Here is a 16,412-nt window from a genome sequence, read left to right on the forward strand (position 1 = left end):
ATATAAGTTATCTCGAATGTCTCGTGTCTTTCTATTTTATAATGTATCAGTTTGATTATCGTTGACTTCTAGCAGGTATATCTCGTGAATTTTATTAAAGACAACATTTTTTGGATTTGTGTAGCCTTGTATTGTATCGGTGCGCTGGTGTGGCCTTATATCCGGAAGGGAGCAAAAATCTCTCACGCCGAAGCCACAAAAATGATCAATAAGGGAAAAACGACTATTATAGATGTCCGTGATGTGAAGCAGTATCAGGCCGGACATATTTTGAATGCGGTTCATGTTCCTTTGACCGGTCTTGAAGAAAGACTTCCAAAACTTGATAAATTCAAGGGCCAGACTATTATTGTCGTCGATGAGGCAGGAAAGGAGGCCGGGAAAGCGGCAGCCATACTGAAAAAAGCTGGCTTCAAGCCGGTCAACAGCCTGTCTGGCGGTATGAATAAATGGGTCAGTGAAGGTTTGCCTGTAACCAAATAAACAGATGAGAAGGGAATACGGATATGACGGCTAATGTCGTGATGTACAGCACAACGGTTTGCCCTTATTGCCGCATGGCGGAACAGTTGCTGAAAAACCGCGGGGTAACGGAGATCAAAAAAATCCTGATCGACAATGATGAAAAACTGCGTGCTGAAATGATGGAAAAAACCAGCCGGCGTACGGTGCCGCAAATTTTTATCGGCGATACGCATGTCGGCGGTTTCGACGATCTTTCAGCATTGGACAAAGCCGGCGAACTGATGCCGCTGCTTGAAAAAGCTTAACCATTTTATAAAACCAATCCGGAGTAAATATGTCTTCCGAGGCTACTCAACCAGTTTTTCATATTCAAAGCGTTTATTTAAAAGACTTGTCTCTTGAACAACCCAATTCCCCGGCCATTTTTCTGGAAAAGCAAATGCCGGAACTGGAAGTGGCGATCAATGTCGGTTTCGAACCACTGGGTGAAACGACTTTCGAATCGACGGTAACGGCAACCGTAACGGCAAAAATCGGTGACAAGACCGCTTATCTGGTTGAAGGTAAACAGGCAGGGATTTTTGAAATACGCGGTATTCCGAAAGAAGCGATGGACCAGATCCTTGCCATTTCATGTCCTTCCATTATTTATCCTTATCTGCGTTCGAATATTGCCGACATGATTTTACGGGCCGGTTTCCCTCCGGTTCATCTTGCAGAAATCAATTTCGAAACCTATTTCCAGGATCGTATGCAGGCTCAGGAGCAGGCACAGGAAACGGCAAACGAAGCAAAACCACACTGATAAAGTTCCTTCAGTTTTAAAACGGGACGACAGAAAATGAACATTACTGTTCTTGGTGCGGGAGCATGGGGAACCGCTATTGCCATTCATCTGGCAAAGCGGCATTCGGTCATGCTCTGGGACCGCAATAAAAAGGTCGTTAGTGAAACAGTCCAGACACGTCAGAATATGACGGGTTTGCCGGGTTTTACCCTGCCTGAATCAATCATACTGACTTCCCGTTTCGAAGATGCCGTCGCTCATGGTTCAGGCTCGGATGCATTGACGATCATTGCCACGTCCGTTTCAGGTTTGCGTTCGGTTTCCGGCAGGCTGAAAGATAGCGGGGTCATCAATCTGATCTGGCTGTGCAAGGGTTTTGAGGAAAATACCGGTCTGTTGCCGAATCAGGTTGTTGCGCAAACGCTCGGCAGTCAGGTCGATATGGGCGTATTGTCGGGTCCGTCATTTGCTCAGGAAGTCGCTGCCGGTTTACCCTGTGCATTGACCGTTGCATCCATGTCGATGTCACTGCGAAAAATCGTGGTGGAAGCAGCCAACGGCGGCAATATGCGCATTTATTCCAGTGATGATGTCACCGGTGTTGAAGTCGGTGGGGCTGTCAAAAATATTCTGGCCATAGCAACGGGTATGTCCGATGGGGTGGGTTTTGGAATGAATGCCCGTGCAGCCCTGATTACGCGTGGTCTGGCCGAGATTACCCGGCTTGGAGTCGCTCTTGGGGGAAGGCCTGAAACCTTTATGGGGCTGACGGGAATGGGGGATCTCATTTTGACCTGTACTGGCGATTTGTCACGCAATCGTCGTGTCGGTCTTGAAATGGCAAAAGGCAAGACGCTTGAAACGGTCATTGCCGAGCTGGGGCACGTTGCCGAAGGCGTCCGTTGTGCCCAGACTGTCCGGATGCTGGCGGCCAAGGCCGGTGTGGAAATGCCGATTACGAATGCGGTTGTAGGTGTTTTGTTCGACAAGGTATCGATCAAAAGTACGGTATCCCAGCTGCTTGCCCGTCATGTTCGCGATGAAGCGGATACTCTTTATCTGAAAGAACCGTAAAACGGCGGTTCTTTCAGTGTCTTTTTATCAGTCCGCTTCATTTGACGGATGCAGAAGAACCAGATTCCACAGTTTTTTGACTTCGTTGACCTGATCGGTGACTTCATCGGGTTCAACCTTGGCCTGATCGGCTCCCTGCATGCGTATTTCGTGTTGCCGCTTTCTGAACTGCCGGTAAATGGCGGATACTTTTTCGCCTGCCTCTTCAGGAATCAGATTGAGTTTTTCACTCATCTTCAATAACGCGATATTGCCGAAATTGTCTGTCAGTTCGGGATATTCGCGTGAATATTCAAGCACGAGGTATTGAACGATGAATTCAATGTCGATCATCCCTCCTGCATCATGTTTCAGATCGAAAAGGGTCGACCGGTTAGGGTGGCTCTCGTGAATTTTTTCACGCATTTTCAAAATTTCCTGCCTGAGCCATTGCCGGTCCCGTGGCTGGCGCAGTATCCGGTCACGCAATGCCTCAAACCGCTTGCCGATATTTTCGTCTCCTGCACAGAATCGGGCACGGGTCAACGCCTGATGTTCCCATGCCCATGCCGATTCTGCCTGATAACGTTCGAAAGAATCGATGGAAGAGACCATCAGGCCGCTGGCACCGTCGGGGCGCAAGGCAATGTCGATATCGAACAGGATGCCTGCCGATGTCGAACTGGTCATCCATGTAATGAAGCGCTGTGCCAGTCGTGCGTATAGCATCGGAGCGTCGGGATGGTCGTCGTCGTACAAAAAGATCAAATCCAGATCGGAAGCATATCCCAGTTCCTTTCCACCCAGCTTGCCGTAAGCGATGACAGCAAAACGGGGGATATCCCTGTGGCGTTTTGGCATCGCAAGCCATACTTCCTTCAAGGCGGTTTCAACGATGATGTCCGCCAGCCTGGACAAATGATCGGCCAGTCTCTCGACTGTCAATCCACCCGCCAGATCCTGTGCCAGAAAACGGAACAGCTGGGCATGATGGGCTTCGCGCAGGGTATCCATCATCAGTTCGGTGTCTCCCCGTTGCAATTCGAGTTGCTGTTCCAGTTCGGCCGTGAAAGAAGGCCAGTCGGGTGGCGCCAGCAGTGTTCTGGCATCAAGCAATTCATCCAGCAGGATCGGATGGCGTGTCAGATAGCGGGCAGCCCATTCGCTGGCATCGAGCATGCGTATCAACCGTTGTGTCGCTGCCGGAAATTCAGTCAGAAGCGATAGATATGCCGTACGGCGGGAAATCGATTCAAGGAAGTCGAGAAGCCGGCCCAGTGTGACGACTGGCGCATGGCTGCTTTTCAGCAGTTCCGGCAGTGTGGTGTTGATAAAGGTAACCAGTCTGGTTCGGGTACTGTCTGAAAGGGATTGAATACGATTGGTTTTCCAGAATGACAAAAGTCGTCTTGCCGCATTGTCGGCTTCAGCGAAACCGAACGATTCCAGTTTTGTCTGGATAGAATGAATCTGTTCATCTTCCGACTGGGAAGAAAGCAGCGGTTGCGGAATAACCGGTTTCGAGTTGTCTTCCTTCGAGGATTTGTCACTGAATATTTCATCGAACTGTGACGATACAAAGCTTCTGTGCTTTTTCAGCTCATCAAGCAGTTCTGAAGTGGTTTCCATTCCCATCGAGTTGGCAATCAGGAGAAGCTCGTTTTCATTGGCAGGCAGGGAATGGGTTTGGGCATCGTCGAGATACTGGATACGGTGTTCCAGATTACGAAGGAAAGTGTATGAATCGAGCAGGGCATTCGCAATGTCGTCATCAAGCTGTCTTTTTTCGACCAGAATATGAAGGATGTTCCGGGTTGATTTGTCTTGCAAGGCAGGTTCTCTTCCACCCCGGATAAGCTGGAACATCTGGGCCAGAAATTCAATTTCCCGTATGCCACCGCGTCCCAGTTTGACGTTGTTGCTGCGTTCGGGGTGAAGCTTTTCCTGCCGGATGACGTCTGCACGAATCTGCTGGTGCAGGTTCCGGATGGCATCGATGACACTGAAATCCAGATACCGGCGATAAATGAATGGATGCACGATTTCCTGCAGCGCCCGGATATCATCCGGATTGCCGGTTATCGGACGTGCCTTGATCCAGGCGTATCTTTCCCATTCTCGTCCCTGAACGATCAGATATTGCTCGACCATATTGGTGCTGGCTACAAGAGGGCCGGACTCTCCGTTGGGTCTCAAGGCCATATCGACGCGGAAAGTGAAGCCGTCTTCGGTAATTTCCGAGAGAGCCTTGATGAACCGTTTGCCCAGCCGGGTAAAAAATTCCTGATTGGAAAGCGGACGTTGTCCCGGTTCAGTCGTTTTTGTTTCCCCGTTTTCGGGATAAACGAAGATGAGGTCGATATCTGACGAAACGTTCAGTTCTCCCCCCCCAAGTTTCCCCATTCCGAGAATAATCATTTCCTGAGGTGTGCCAGAATGGGCTCCGATCGGTGTACCGTGAGCGGCTGTCAATTCTTCGGAAAGTGTTTTCAGATGGGTACGGATGGCGAATTCGGCAAATCGCGTCATCGTTTCGACGACTTCCGATAAATCGGCTTTTCCGGACAGGTCGCGTTCAATGATGGCGCATATCAGTAGGTTTCTCAGGCGCCGCATCGCTCTCGGCAAAGGATAGCCATCGTCCATTTCGCGCTTTAACAGGGCTTCAAGATTCAGCCGGTTCAATGGTTGAGTAATGAGCGACTGGATTTTCGCTGTCCGTTTTTCACGGCTGGCATTCATCCAGTGCATGTAAAAATGGGACGCCTGTTCTGCAGGAATGAGGGATGGCTTCATATTTTGTAACATCGGGTAAATATCGTTTCATGAAGGTATCGCAATCAATATTCTTCATGATTGATTAAATAATCGGTATGCCGTTGTGGTATTTTACGTTTATTAACGCTAATTCTTCTATCTAATGCAGCCTGATCGGCAAGAAAATCAGAATAAACACGAATCCCGGAGCGCATGGTGGTCACGTTCCGCGGATGCTTTTGCCGATTTCGCTTATCGCTACCAGACGATCATCAAGGTGGCGCTGGTCGTATTTTTCATTTTTTATTTTGCTTTCGCAGCGATTTTTCTCGGCCTGCGCTATGTCGTTTTGCCTCATGTCAATGAATATAAGACAGAAATAGAAAAGCTGGCGAGCGAATCGATCGGAAAGAACGTCCGGTTTTCGAAAATCACTGCTTCCTGGTATGGCTTGCAACCGAAAGTCGACCTTGAAAACGTGACGCTTTCAGACGATCGTGGCAAGGAATATGTCAGGCTGAAAAATGTTTCAGCGGTTGTTTCATGGTGGTCTGTGCCACTGATGGATTTGAGACTGGCTTCTCTTGTCGTCGACAAACCGGATATCAATATTTCCAGAGACAGGGACGGCAGGTTTTACGTTGCCGGTATTCTTGTCGATCCGGAAAAGCAAACTGAAAGTGGCGTCGCCGACTGGATTTTAAAGCAGCATGAAATCATTGTCAGGGATGGAGCCATTCACTGGAAAGACGATTTCAGGCATGCCGCCGAATTGAATCTGGACCAGTTCAACTTCGCTATGAAAAACCGTGGCCGAAAGCATCGATTCCGGCTCACTGCCGTTCCGGATGCGCATATTGCCGATTCCATCGATATCCGGGGCAATTTGTCTCACCCCCGGTTTGAAAAGAAAGTATCCGATGTTTCAAAATGGAAAGGCGATCTGTATGTTGCCTTGCCCAACCTCAACGCCGACCAATGGAAAAAATACGTCGATCTTCCGGTCGAACTGGACGGGGGAACGGGTTCCATACAGGTATGGGCCGGTGTAGATAAATCCCGATTGACGGAAATTTCTGCAGAGCTTGATCTGAAAAACCTGAAACTCAGGTTGCGAAAAGATCTTCCTGTACTCGATCTGGCTTTTGCGACAGGCCGGTTCGATATGAAAAGGCTGGTGAATGCCGGGGCAGAGGATGACTTGCAGGCGCATCCGTTCTATTCCTACGGAGTCGACAAATTGTCCCTGAAAACGGTTTTGGGCAAGGTTTTGAATGATGCCAGTTTTACGGCCAGTTATTTGTCTCCCGAGGGAGATAATCAGCTGGCAAAGACAAAGGTCGATGTCAAAAGACTGAATCTGGGCGAGCTGGGAAATTTTCTTCCCTATCTGCCGCTTGATAAAGAATTGAGCCAGCAGATCAGGCGATATGAACTTGGCGGCCAGTTGTCCAATTTCAGTCTGAGCTGGGAAAACGCACAGGATGAATTGAAGGCTTATTCCGTGAATGGAAATTTCAGCCAATTGACCTTGCGTGAAACGGCAGACGGTTATCAATCGAGCAAGCCCGGTCTTTTGCCGTCCAATATCGGATTTCAAAATCTGACCGGTTCCGCTTCCGTGAATGAATACGGCGGTAACCTGGAACTCGATTCACCGAAGTCAACCCTGATTTTACCGGTTTACAGCCGTGCGGTGCCTCAGCAATTCGATGAGCTGAAAATGGATGTGCAATGGCAACGTTCGCTGAAAAATGTCCTGACCGTCAAAATGAAAGATATCGCTTTCAGGCAAGCCGATGTGAAGGTCAAGGTGTCGGGACAATACACGAAAGAACTGGCCAATAAAGAGGATTTATACGGTTCGGTTGATGCGACAGCCAGAATCGAAAATCTGGATATCGACAAGGTAAAGCACTACATTCCCCTACAAACGCCAAAAACCCTTAAAGAATGGTTATCCGGTGGTCTGAAAGGCGGCAAGGTCAGTGAAGGGGTGATTCAGATTAAAGGTAATCTGGCCGATTTTCCTTATTCCGTCGAAAAAAAGAAGAACACTGGCGTTTTCAAGGTCAATGCAAAAATCGTGGACGGTGTGCTGAATTACGCTCCTGACATGGTTAACAGGAATACGCGTAAACCGGCATGGCCCATTATTGAAAAAATACAGGGTGAATTTCGTATGGATGGCAGCCTGCTTTCCATTCATGCCGACAAGGCTTCAACCAATAATGTCGGGTTGAAAGATGTCGATGTGGTCATTCCGAATGTATTGGCCGACAATCCCGTTTTGAATGTCGATGGAAAAGCAAACGGGACACTCCAGAATTTTGTCGGTTTTGTAAATGCGACGCCGGTTATCGACTGGATTGGTCATCTGACCGATGAAACGACTGCAACGGGTAATGCCGATTTGCTGCTTGAAATGCAATTGCCTCTCGAAAAGATGGAAAAGTCCGTCGTCAAGGGCACTCTGAAGTTCGGTGGAAACGATATTGTCCTGTTCAGGGAGCTTCCGACAATTGCCAAAACACAGGGGCAGCTGTATTTTTCGGAAAAGGGATTTGCGCTTGAAAAAATCAGTGCCAATTTCCTGCATGAACCCGCTTCGATAAGCGGTGGAACCCAGCCGAATGGACGTTTCCTCGTCCGTGCGGAGGGAACATTGAGTTCGCGGGGGCTTCAGCAGGTTTATTCCGGGGGTATCATGAAACAGCTTGTCGGCAAACTGTCCGGCAGCACGCCATTTTTGGTCAATATTACCGACAATGAATTGAAAGTCAATTCCAGCCTGAAGGGGCTTAAAATCGATCTGCCTGCCCCATTGGGCAAACAGGCAGCCAGTACGGTTCCCCTGAAGTTCCAGATGGATAACCGGCCTGCGGTCAATGGCATCTCGCGCGATGTCATCGATATTGCCTATGGCGAAAATATCGCTGCCCGATATCTGCGCCAGAAGACAAGACAGGGTAGCTGGCAGGTCGTCGAGGGCGGTCTTGCCATAAACAGGCCGGTACGTACGCGACCCGGCGTGACCCTTGATCTCAGCATGCACAATCTGGATTTCAACGAATGGGCCAATGTACTGAGTTCCCTGTCTTCGGAAGCTGCCAGAGGGAGGGCAAATGATGCGGCTTCTGGCGGAGGCCTGGAACAATATATCGATCCGGATCATTTTTCGATTGTCGCGGATGAATTGATGTCGATGGATACCTGGCTGACGAATGTCAGTCTGAATGGTTCCCGGTCGAAAAACTCGATCGAGGCGTCTATCCGGTCCGATCAGATGAACGGGCAGATCAAGTGGATTGACAGCAATATCCGTCAGGTGGAAGGGAAGCTCATTGCGCGACTTTCGTCCATGAACATTTTGCCTTCCTCGGTCAAGAAAGCCTCCGATATGTCTGGCAGGGAAAATGTCCGTCGTATTCCGGCACTCGATATTATCGCTGACGATCTGGTCCTTTATGGAAAACATCTCGGCAGGACAGAAATCATTGCCAACAATGTCAATTTTCAGGGAGGACGGGAATGGCGGATCAACAAACTGAAAATCACCAATCCCGATGCCATTCTCGATGCATCGGGAAGCTGGATTTCCTCAACAGGCAATAAGCAGCAGACGAAACTGAACTATGTCCTGAATATCAGGGATGCCGGAAAATTGCTGGACCGCTTCGGTTACAAGGGATTGATCCGTCGTGGAAAAGGCGAAATGAAAGGCGAGGTGAGCTGGGATGGCTTGCCGTTCGCGCTGGATATCCCGTCCATGTACGGCAAACTCTCACTCAAGATCGGAGCGGGACAATTCCTGAAAGCGGATGCCGGGGCGGCACGGCTCTTGAGTGTTATCAGTCTGCAATCATTGCCCAGAAGGCTGACCCTTGATTTCAGGGATGTTTTTTCCAAGGGTTTTGCGTTTGACGATATCAGCGCGACTGCACAGATTGCGAAAGGCATCATGAAAACGGACAATATGAAGATGATGGGCCCCAATGCAACTGTGCTGATGGATGGCAGCGTTGACATTGCAAAAGAAACCCAGAACCTGCATGTTGCAGTGATCCCCGATTTCAATGCTGCCGCCGTTTCGCTGGCTTACGGGTTTATCAATCCTGCCATTGGAATTGGCACGTTCCTTGCTCAATTATTCCTGCAAAAGCCTTTGATGAAAGAGCTGACGCATGAATATCAAATTACCGGTTCATGGACGAATCCTGAAATCAGCGAGATAAAACGCTAATCAATCAGGGATTCCTTGTCCGCTTTCGTGAAAACCTGTCGATAGAATAAGGAGTTGAAGATGACTAAAGTAGCCGCCGTTCAAATGGTCTCCACCCCTGTCGTGAGTGAAAATATCGAAACGGCACGGCGGTTGATCGGCGAAGCGGCACAAACCGGTGCACAACTGGTGCTTTTGCCTGAATACTGGCCCAGTATCGGCTTAAACGATGCCGAGCGCATCCATCATGCCGAACCGTTTGGTTCGGGTCCCATTCAGGACTTTATGGCAGAGATGAGCCGGAAATACGGCATATGGCTGATCGGTGGGACCTTGTCCCTTGTTTCACAGCAACCGGGAAAAGTACTGAATAGCTCGCTGGTTTATACCCCCGAAGGTGAAAACATTGCGCGATACGACAAGATTCACCTGTTCGGTTTTGCGACGGAACGCGAGTCGTATGATGAGTCCGCTTCGATTTGCGGTGGGGATGATGTTGTGACGTTCGATGCGCCATTTGGGAAAGTCGGCCTGTCGGTTTGTTACGATTTGCGCTTTCCGGAACTGTACCGCGCTTTCGGGGAGTGTACATTGATTGTCGTGCCGGCAGCGTTTACGTATACAACGGGCAAGGTTCACTGGGAAGTGTTGCTTCGTGCACGGGCCATCGAAAATCAGGCCTACGTTCTGGCGGCAGCCCAGGGAGGGCGTCATGCTACCGGTCGGCGAACATGGGGGCATACCATGCTGATCGATCCGTGGGGTGAGGTCAAGGCTGTCTTGCCAGAAGGCGAAGGTGTCATTGCCGGTGAACTGGACGTCGATCTGCTTGCATCGATTCGCGAGAAATTGCCTGCCCTGAAACATCGCAAACTCTGATATTTATCCCGATTACCTGAATTCGCCCGATTTCAGACATGCCAGCAGAAGTGTTGGCATGACGCAATCTCATGAATGGTTTTATCGCTTATATTGACTTCATTCCACGTCAAATTGGAGCATCGGATGCACCTTTTTGGACAATACACTACAATCAGGGTCTGAACCGATAACGAGGATTTTCTTCATGCCTTCGCAAACGACCGAAAAAGACAGTCTTGATCTGGCCAAATCTATTCTTCTCGAACCATTCGGGCTGGATGAGCCTGCCCTGATCAGGGCAATGGGAACTATTTTCAACCATCAGGTCGATTATGCCGACCTGTACTTCCAGTTTACGAAAAATGAAAGCTGGAGTCTTGAAGAGGGCATTGTCAAAACGGGAAGTTTTTCCATCGATCAGGGTGTCGGCGTTCGGGCTGTCGCAGGGGACAAGACGGCTTTTTCCTATTCTGACGATATATCCGGCAGGGCACTGGAAGACGCTGCCAAGGCGACCCGTACCATCGGGCGTCAGGGAGAAGGGAAGGTCAAACTGGCTTCGGTGATAAAACCGGTCGAAAATCATTCCCTTTACATCCCCAATGATCCGTTGCAAACAATCAGCGCGGCAGAAAAGGTCGCTCTTCTTGAAAAAGTGGAAAAACTTGCCAGAGCCGCCGACCCGCGTATCGTTCAGGTCATGGCTGGTCTGGCCGGTGAATTCGACGTTGTTCTCGTCGCGCGCAGCGATGGTGTTCTGGCTGCCGATGTCAGACCGTTGATCCGCCTGTCGGTAACGGTGATTGCCGAACAGAACGGCCGTCGTGAAATGGGAACCAGTGGCGGCGGTGGCCGTTACGGCTATGCCTATTTTACGGATGAGCTCATCAGCCATTATGTCAACGAAGCGACCCGTTCGGCACTGGTCAATCTGGAAGCGAAACCGGCTCCGGCAGGTCCGATGACGGTTGTGCTCGGTTCCGGATGGCCTGGCGTATTGTTGCATGAAGCGATCGGACATGGTCTGGAAGGCGACTTCAACCGCAAGGGATCGAGCGCTTTTTCCGGACGGCTTGGCGAAAAGGTCGCGGCCGATGGCATTACGGTGGTCGATGACGGTTCCATCCGGAACCGGCGGGGATCGCTGAATATGGACGATGAAGGCAATCCGACACAAAGGACGGTTTTGATTGAAAACGGTATTTTGAAGGGGTATTTGCAGGATACCTTAAATGCCCGTTTGATGAATATGGCCGTGACCGGCAATGCACGTCGTGAGTCGTTTGCCCATCTGCCGATGCCCCGTATGACCAATACCTTCATGCTCGCGGGAGACAGGAATCCCGAAGAGATCATCGCGTCGGTCAAAAATGGTTTGTATGCCGCCAATTTCGGGGGCGGTCAGGTCGATATTACCAACGGCAAGTTCGTTTTTTCGGCCAGTGAAGCGTATGTGATAGAAAATGGCAAACTCGCCTATCCGGTCAAGGGAGCCACTCTGGTCGGCAACGGCCCTGACATTTTGAAACGCGTTACAATGGTCGGTAACGATATGCAACTGGATTCCGGCGTCGGCGTTTGCGGTAAAGAAGGCCAAAGCGTTCCGGTCGGAGTCGGCCAGCCGACACTTCGTATCGAAGATGTCACAGTTGGCGGAACGGTTTGAAGACAAAAAAAAGAAAATTTTGTCAGACTTGAAAACTTGGTATAGAATAAATAAATAGATCAACGAAACTGCTTGCCACATAAAAATGTTTAACTTCGTTTATTTCTGGTTTTTTTACTTTAGCTATTCCAGCCCATTGGCGGAGGAGAAGCGGCAAGCGCTCGTATAAAGAGAACAAACCACATTCTAAAAACCGCCAGGATCTGGCGGTTTTTTTGTTTTATCAAAACTGGAAAGATCATGGACACTACTGACGATTTGAGAATTCTTGCTATGAAAGAACTGACACCACCCGCTCACTTAATCCGTGAATTTCCTTGCGAGGAAAAGGCGGCCGAAACGGTTTCGGGTTGCAGAAAAGCGATTCAGCGCGTTTTGCACAATCAGGACGATCGGCTTGTCGTTATTATCGGACCCTGCTCCATTCACGATCCGAAAGCAGCCATGGAATACGCTCACCGTCTGGCTGAAGAAAAAGAACGTTACGGCGATGAACTGGTTGTCGTCATGCGCGTCTACTTCGAAAAACCGCGTACGACAATCGGATGGAAAGGCTTGATCAACGATCCTTTCATGGATCACAGCTACCGTATCAACGAAGGTCTTCACATTGCCCGGGAGTTGCTCCGTGACGTCAATGAACTGGGTCTTCCTGCCGCAACGGAATACCTCGATATGATCAGCCCGCAATACGTTGCCGACATGATCAGCTGGGGTGCGATCGGCGCCAGAACCACGGAATCGCAGGTTCACCGTGAATTGTCTTCGGGTCTTTCGTGCCCGGTTGGTTTCAAGAACGGAACCGACGGCAATATCAAGATCGCCATCGATGCCATCAAGGCAGCTTCACATCCGCACCATTTCCTTTCCGTCACAAAAGGTGGCCATACCGCCATTTTCGAAACGGAAGGCAATCAGGATTGCCACATCATTTTACGTGGTGGTTACAAGCCGAATTACGATGCGGCCAGTGTGAACGAAGCAGCCAGGGCAGTTGAAGCGGCAGGGCTGGCACCGAAAATCATGATCGACGCTTCTCATGGCAATAGTTCCAAGAAAGCGGAAAATCAGGTGCCGGTTTCTCTGGAAGTCGGTGAAAATATCGCCAAAGGCGATGACCGTATCATCGGCCTGATGATCGAATCGAATCTTGTTGGTGGCCGTCAGGATCATGAAGTCGGCAAGAAACTGGTATACGGCCAATCCGTAACGGATGCCTGTATCGGTTGGGAAGACAGCAGCAAATTGCTGGGTCAACTGGCTGAAACCGTTAAACGTCGCAGGGATGTATTGAAAAAATGAAGAAAATAATCAAAGCCGCCTGAATGCAAAAGGCGGCTTTTTTTAATCGCGGAAATTGTTGAAGTCCAGTGGCAGGTCGGCCACTTCCTTGCGGAGCATGGCCATCGTCGATTGCAGGTCATCCCGTTTGGCTCCGGCAACGCGAACCGCATCGCCCTGAATGCTGGCCTGGACTTTCAGTTTGCTGTCCTTGACCAGTTTGACGATTTTTTTGGCACTGTCACCCTGAATGCCATTTTTGATGGTAACGACCTGTTTGACCTTGTCGCCACTGATTTTTTCGATTTTGCCTTCGTCCATGAAGCGGATATCGACCTTGCGTTTGGTCATTTTATTGTTCAGGACATCCTTGACCTGACCCAGCTGGAATTCGGAATCGGCAAAAACAGTCAACTCATGTTCTTTTTGATCAACACGGGCATCACTGCCCCTGAAATCGAAACGGGTGCCGATTTCCTTGTTGGCCTGATCGACGGCGTTGTGGACTTCAACCATGTTGGCTTCGGAAACTACATCAAAAGATGGCATAGCGATCCTTTCGTTTATTTTCTCGACAGAAGACGTCAATAGTCATTAAGATAGTAAAGTCTATTGTATCGGACAAAATACTGAACGGCTACCTTCTGCGTCCTGACCCCGTTACCCATTTACGAAACTCATGAACTCCATGCCTTCCCTGCAACACGATTTTTCACTTCGTTCCTTCAATACTTTCGGCATCGATGCAAATGCGTCGTCTTATCTGGAGATAACGTCTTCCGATGATCTGTTTCAGGTTTTCAACAATCCGGAACTGATGTCGCAGCCGCGGCTGGTGATCGGTGGGGGCAGCAATCTGCTTTTGACGGACCATTTTTCAGGACTTGTCCTGCGTATGGCAATGAAGGGAATGAACGTCGAGCGGGAAGATGCCGATGCGGTTTATGTCCGCGCGGCAGCCGGTGAAAAATGGCATGATCTCGTGAGCTGGACACTGGAACAGGGATATGGTGGTCTGGAAAATCTTTCATGGATTCCCGGAACGGTCGGGGCGGCGCCTGTACAGAATATCGGTGCCTACGGTTCCGAATTGAAGGATTGTTTCCATTCTCTGAAGGCGTTCGATTTCAGGGGTGGAAAAGTCGTCGAACTCAGCAAGTCCGATTGCCAGTTCGCCTATCGGCACAGTATTTTCAAGACTGATTTCAAGGACCGGTTCATCATTCTCGATGTCTGTTTCGCGTTGCCGAAGGCATGGAAACCCAATGTGGCGTATGCCGAGGTGGATAAAGAACTCGCTGCCCGAAAAATGGCCAATCCCACAGCAGCTGACATCAGCAGAGTGATTATCGATATCCGGCAACGCAAATTGCCCGATCCGGCAGTCACTGGAAACGCAGGCAGTTTCTTCAAAAATCCGACAGTTGAAGCGGAAAAACTGCTGGAACTGAAAAAAGACTATCCTGCCATGCCGTCCTATGAACAGCCTGACGGCACTTACCGGCTGGCGGCTGGCTGGTTGATCGACCAGTGCGGCTGGAAGGGCAAACACTATGGCAATGCAGGGGTTTGCGAAACACAGGCGCTGGTGCTGGTCAATCGGGGGAATGCCTCCGGCAAGGAAATTGCCGAACTCTCCGAGGCGATAAAAAAAGACGTTTTCGACACATTCGGGATCAGGCTGGAACCGGAACCGGTTTTCGTCTGATCATTGATTCTTTTTGACGAAGTCGGCCAGCTCGCCAGCTGTCAGTGTGGTGTTATCGACGATTCCTTTTTCCGTGATCAGCGCGGTAACCAGTTCTGCCGGTGTGACGTCGAATGCGGGATTACGGATCGAAACGCCTTCCGGCGCCCAGTGGCAATCCCTGAAACCTTTTATTTCATCGACAGGACGTTCCTCGATGGGTATTTCTTCGCCTGTCGCCAGAGACAGATCGATAGTGGAAAGCGGACAGGCGACGTAAAAAGGAATATTGTGCCGTTTTGCGAGTACGGCGACCATATAGGTGCCGATTTTATTGGCGACGTCGCCATTGGCAGCCACCCTGTCGGTTCCGACGACGACAGCATCGATTTCGCCCCGGCTCATCAGATGGCCGGACATGTTGTCCGTGATGAGTGTCACCGGTATGTTTTCCTGAACCATTTCCCACGCCGTCAGACGTGCACCTTGCAAAAAAGGCCGTGTTTCATCGGCGAAAACGGAAATGCGCTTGCCCGCTTCGACAGCGGAACGGAAAACGCCGAGAGCGGTGCCATGGCCTGCCGTTGCGAGAGCTCCGGCATTGCAGTGGGTCAGAACACGTGAACCATCCGGCAAGAGAGACGCGCCGTATTCGCCCATTGCCCGGTTGATCCGGATATCTTCTTCAAGAATTTCGTGCGCCGTGCCAAGGAAAATATCGGCCAGTTCCGGCTGGTTTTTAGCCTGATGGGTTTCCCACAGTTTTCTCATCCTGTCCAACGCCCAGAAGAGATTGACGGCAGTCGGTCGACTGGCCGCCAGAGCCTTGAAACCTTCTTCAAGAGAGGTGGAGAAAACGTTTGACGCTTCATTTTTTCGCAGAATCGCTTCAAGCGCGACTCCATAAGCGGCCGCAACACCGATGGCGGGAGCACCTCTGACAACCATGTCACGAATGGCCTTGGCGACACTTTGCGCAGAATCGCACGCGATGTATTCGATGCGATGTGGCAGGATACGCTGATCGATCATTTCGATAGCGCTGCCGTTCCAGCGCAGGGTTTCAACATGATTGCCCATCTGGTTTACTCCCCGTCGAAAGCGCAAAGGGCGAAAGTGGAACAGCCCAGTTTCTCCAGCAGTTTGTCACCTTTCAGTTCGGGCAGATTGACGAGAAAAGCGCATTCCACCACTTCGCCGCCACATTTCCGGATCAGCTTGATGGCCGCCTCCGCCGTTCCGCCTGTTGCAATAAGGTCGTCTACCAGCAGAATCCGGTCGCCCGGCATGATGGCGTCGGTATGGACCTCAATGGTACTCGTTCCATACTCGAGATCATAACTTTCTTCCAGTGTTTCGCAGGGCAGTTTGCCTTTTTTGCGGATGAGAACCAGCCCGGCATCCAGACAGTAGGCAAGAGGTGCCCCCAGAAGAAACCCTCGGGATTCAATCACGGCGATGCGGTCGATTTTCAGGTCTTTATATTGTTCAACGAGTTGATTGACAGCGGCTTTCAACCCTTCCGGATTATGCAACAGTGTTGTGATATCACGGAACTGGACGCCTTTTTTGGGATAGTCGGGAATGGTGCGGATGTAATCGGTCAATGACATTTTTCGGTTCTCTGGCTGGT

At 50.2% G+C, this 16,412-nt stretch carries 13 protein-coding genes; 9 read left to right on the plus strand and 4 right to left on the minus strand.

Annotated features, from left to right (window positions below; genetic code table 11):
- The first annotated feature begins 147 nt into the window (after nt 1-147).
- From BRW83_RS02075 to BRW83_RS02090, 4 genes are read left to right on the plus strand one after another with little or no spacing between them, the layout of a single operon-like run.
- Nucleotides 148-483, plus strand: coding sequence for a rhodanese-like domain-containing protein (locus BRW83_RS02075; RefSeq protein WP_257789318.1), 336 nt, complete (start codon nt 148-150; stop codon nt 481-483).
- Nucleotides 484-506: 23 nt separating this feature from the next.
- Entirely contained in the window at nt 507-770 is a 264-nt protein-coding gene (gene grxC / locus BRW83_RS02080; protein WP_005882002.1) for a glutaredoxin 3, read from the plus strand.
- A 29-nt stretch (nt 771-799) separates the two neighbouring features.
- The gene (secB, locus tag BRW83_RS02085) at nt 800-1,270 is read left to right on the plus strand and encodes a protein-export chaperone SecB (RefSeq protein WP_005882000.1); all 471 of its coding nucleotides are present in this window, start codon (nt 800-802) and stop codon (nt 1,268-1,270) included.
- A gap of 36 nt (nt 1,271-1,306) precedes the next feature.
- Complete coding sequence (locus BRW83_RS02090) at nt 1,307-2,326, plus strand: NAD(P)H-dependent glycerol-3-phosphate dehydrogenase (protein WP_005881998.1); 1,020 nt, start codon at nt 1,307-1,309, stop codon at nt 2,324-2,326.
- Between the two features lie 27 nt (nt 2,327-2,353).
- On the opposite strand, the gene glnE is transcribed toward BRW83_RS02090, so the two are convergent.
- Entirely contained in the window at nt 2,354-5,101 is a 2,748-nt protein-coding gene (gene glnE, locus BRW83_RS02095; RefSeq protein WP_050757747.1) for a bifunctional [glutamate--ammonia ligase]-adenylyl-L-tyrosine phosphorylase/[glutamate--ammonia-ligase] adenylyltransferase, read from the minus strand.
- A 124-nt stretch (nt 5,102-5,225) separates the two neighbouring features.
- Here glnE and BRW83_RS02100 point away from each other — a divergent pair, with 124 nt between their 5' ends.
- From BRW83_RS02100 to aroG, 4 genes are all read left to right on the plus strand, one after another.
- The gene (locus BRW83_RS02100; protein WP_005881993.1) at nt 5,226-9,305 is read left to right on the plus strand and encodes a YhdP family protein; all 4,080 of its coding nucleotides are present in this window, start codon (nt 5,226-5,228) and stop codon (nt 9,303-9,305) included.
- Nucleotides 9,306-9,365: 60 nt separating this feature from the next.
- Nucleotides 9,366-10,163: a carbon-nitrogen hydrolase family protein gene (locus BRW83_RS02105; RefSeq protein WP_005881991.1), complete on the plus strand. Its 798-nt coding sequence runs from the start codon at nt 9,366-9,368 to the stop codon at nt 10,161-10,163.
- Between the two features lie 187 nt (nt 10,164-10,350).
- Nucleotides 10,351-11,811: a metalloprotease TldD gene (gene tldD, locus BRW83_RS02110; protein WP_005881990.1), complete on the plus strand. Its 1,461-nt coding sequence runs from the start codon at nt 10,351-10,353 to the stop codon at nt 11,809-11,811.
- A gap of 240 nt (nt 11,812-12,051) precedes the next feature.
- The gene (aroG, locus tag BRW83_RS02115) at nt 12,052-13,113 is read left to right on the plus strand and encodes a 3-deoxy-7-phosphoheptulonate synthase AroG (RefSeq protein ID WP_005881989.1); all 1,062 of its coding nucleotides are present in this window, start codon (nt 12,052-12,054) and stop codon (nt 13,111-13,113) included.
- 42 nt (nt 13,114-13,155) lie between these two features.
- On the opposite strand, the gene BRW83_RS02120 is transcribed toward aroG, so the two are convergent.
- Nucleotides 13,156-13,641, minus strand: coding sequence for a YajQ family cyclic di-GMP-binding protein (locus tag BRW83_RS02120; RefSeq protein ID WP_005881988.1), 486 nt, complete (start codon nt 13,639-13,641; stop codon nt 13,156-13,158).
- Nucleotides 13,642-13,780: 139 nt separating this feature from the next.
- Between BRW83_RS02120 and murB the strand changes: the two genes are divergently transcribed.
- Complete coding sequence (gene murB, locus BRW83_RS02125; RefSeq protein WP_005881987.1) at nt 13,781-14,800, plus strand: UDP-N-acetylmuramate dehydrogenase; 1,020 nt, start codon at nt 13,781-13,783, stop codon at nt 14,798-14,800.
- On the opposite strand, the gene mtnA is transcribed toward murB, so the two are convergent.
- Both mtnA and BRW83_RS02135 read right to left on the minus strand, forming a co-directional pair.
- Nucleotides 14,801-15,859, minus strand: coding sequence for an S-methyl-5-thioribose-1-phosphate isomerase (gene mtnA / locus BRW83_RS02130; RefSeq protein ID WP_005881985.1), 1,059 nt, complete (start codon nt 15,857-15,859; stop codon nt 14,801-14,803).
- A gap of 5 nt (nt 15,860-15,864) precedes the next feature.
- Complete coding sequence (locus BRW83_RS02135) at nt 15,865-16,392, minus strand: adenine phosphoribosyltransferase (RefSeq protein WP_005881983.1); 528 nt, start codon at nt 16,390-16,392, stop codon at nt 15,865-15,867.
- Nucleotides 16,393-16,412: the final 20 nt, after the last annotated feature.

It is taken from the genome of Oxalobacter formigenes, from assembly GCF_002127965.1.
Classification (GTDB): domain Bacteria; phylum Pseudomonadota; class Gammaproteobacteria; order Burkholderiales; family Burkholderiaceae_D; genus Oxalobacter; species Oxalobacter formigenes.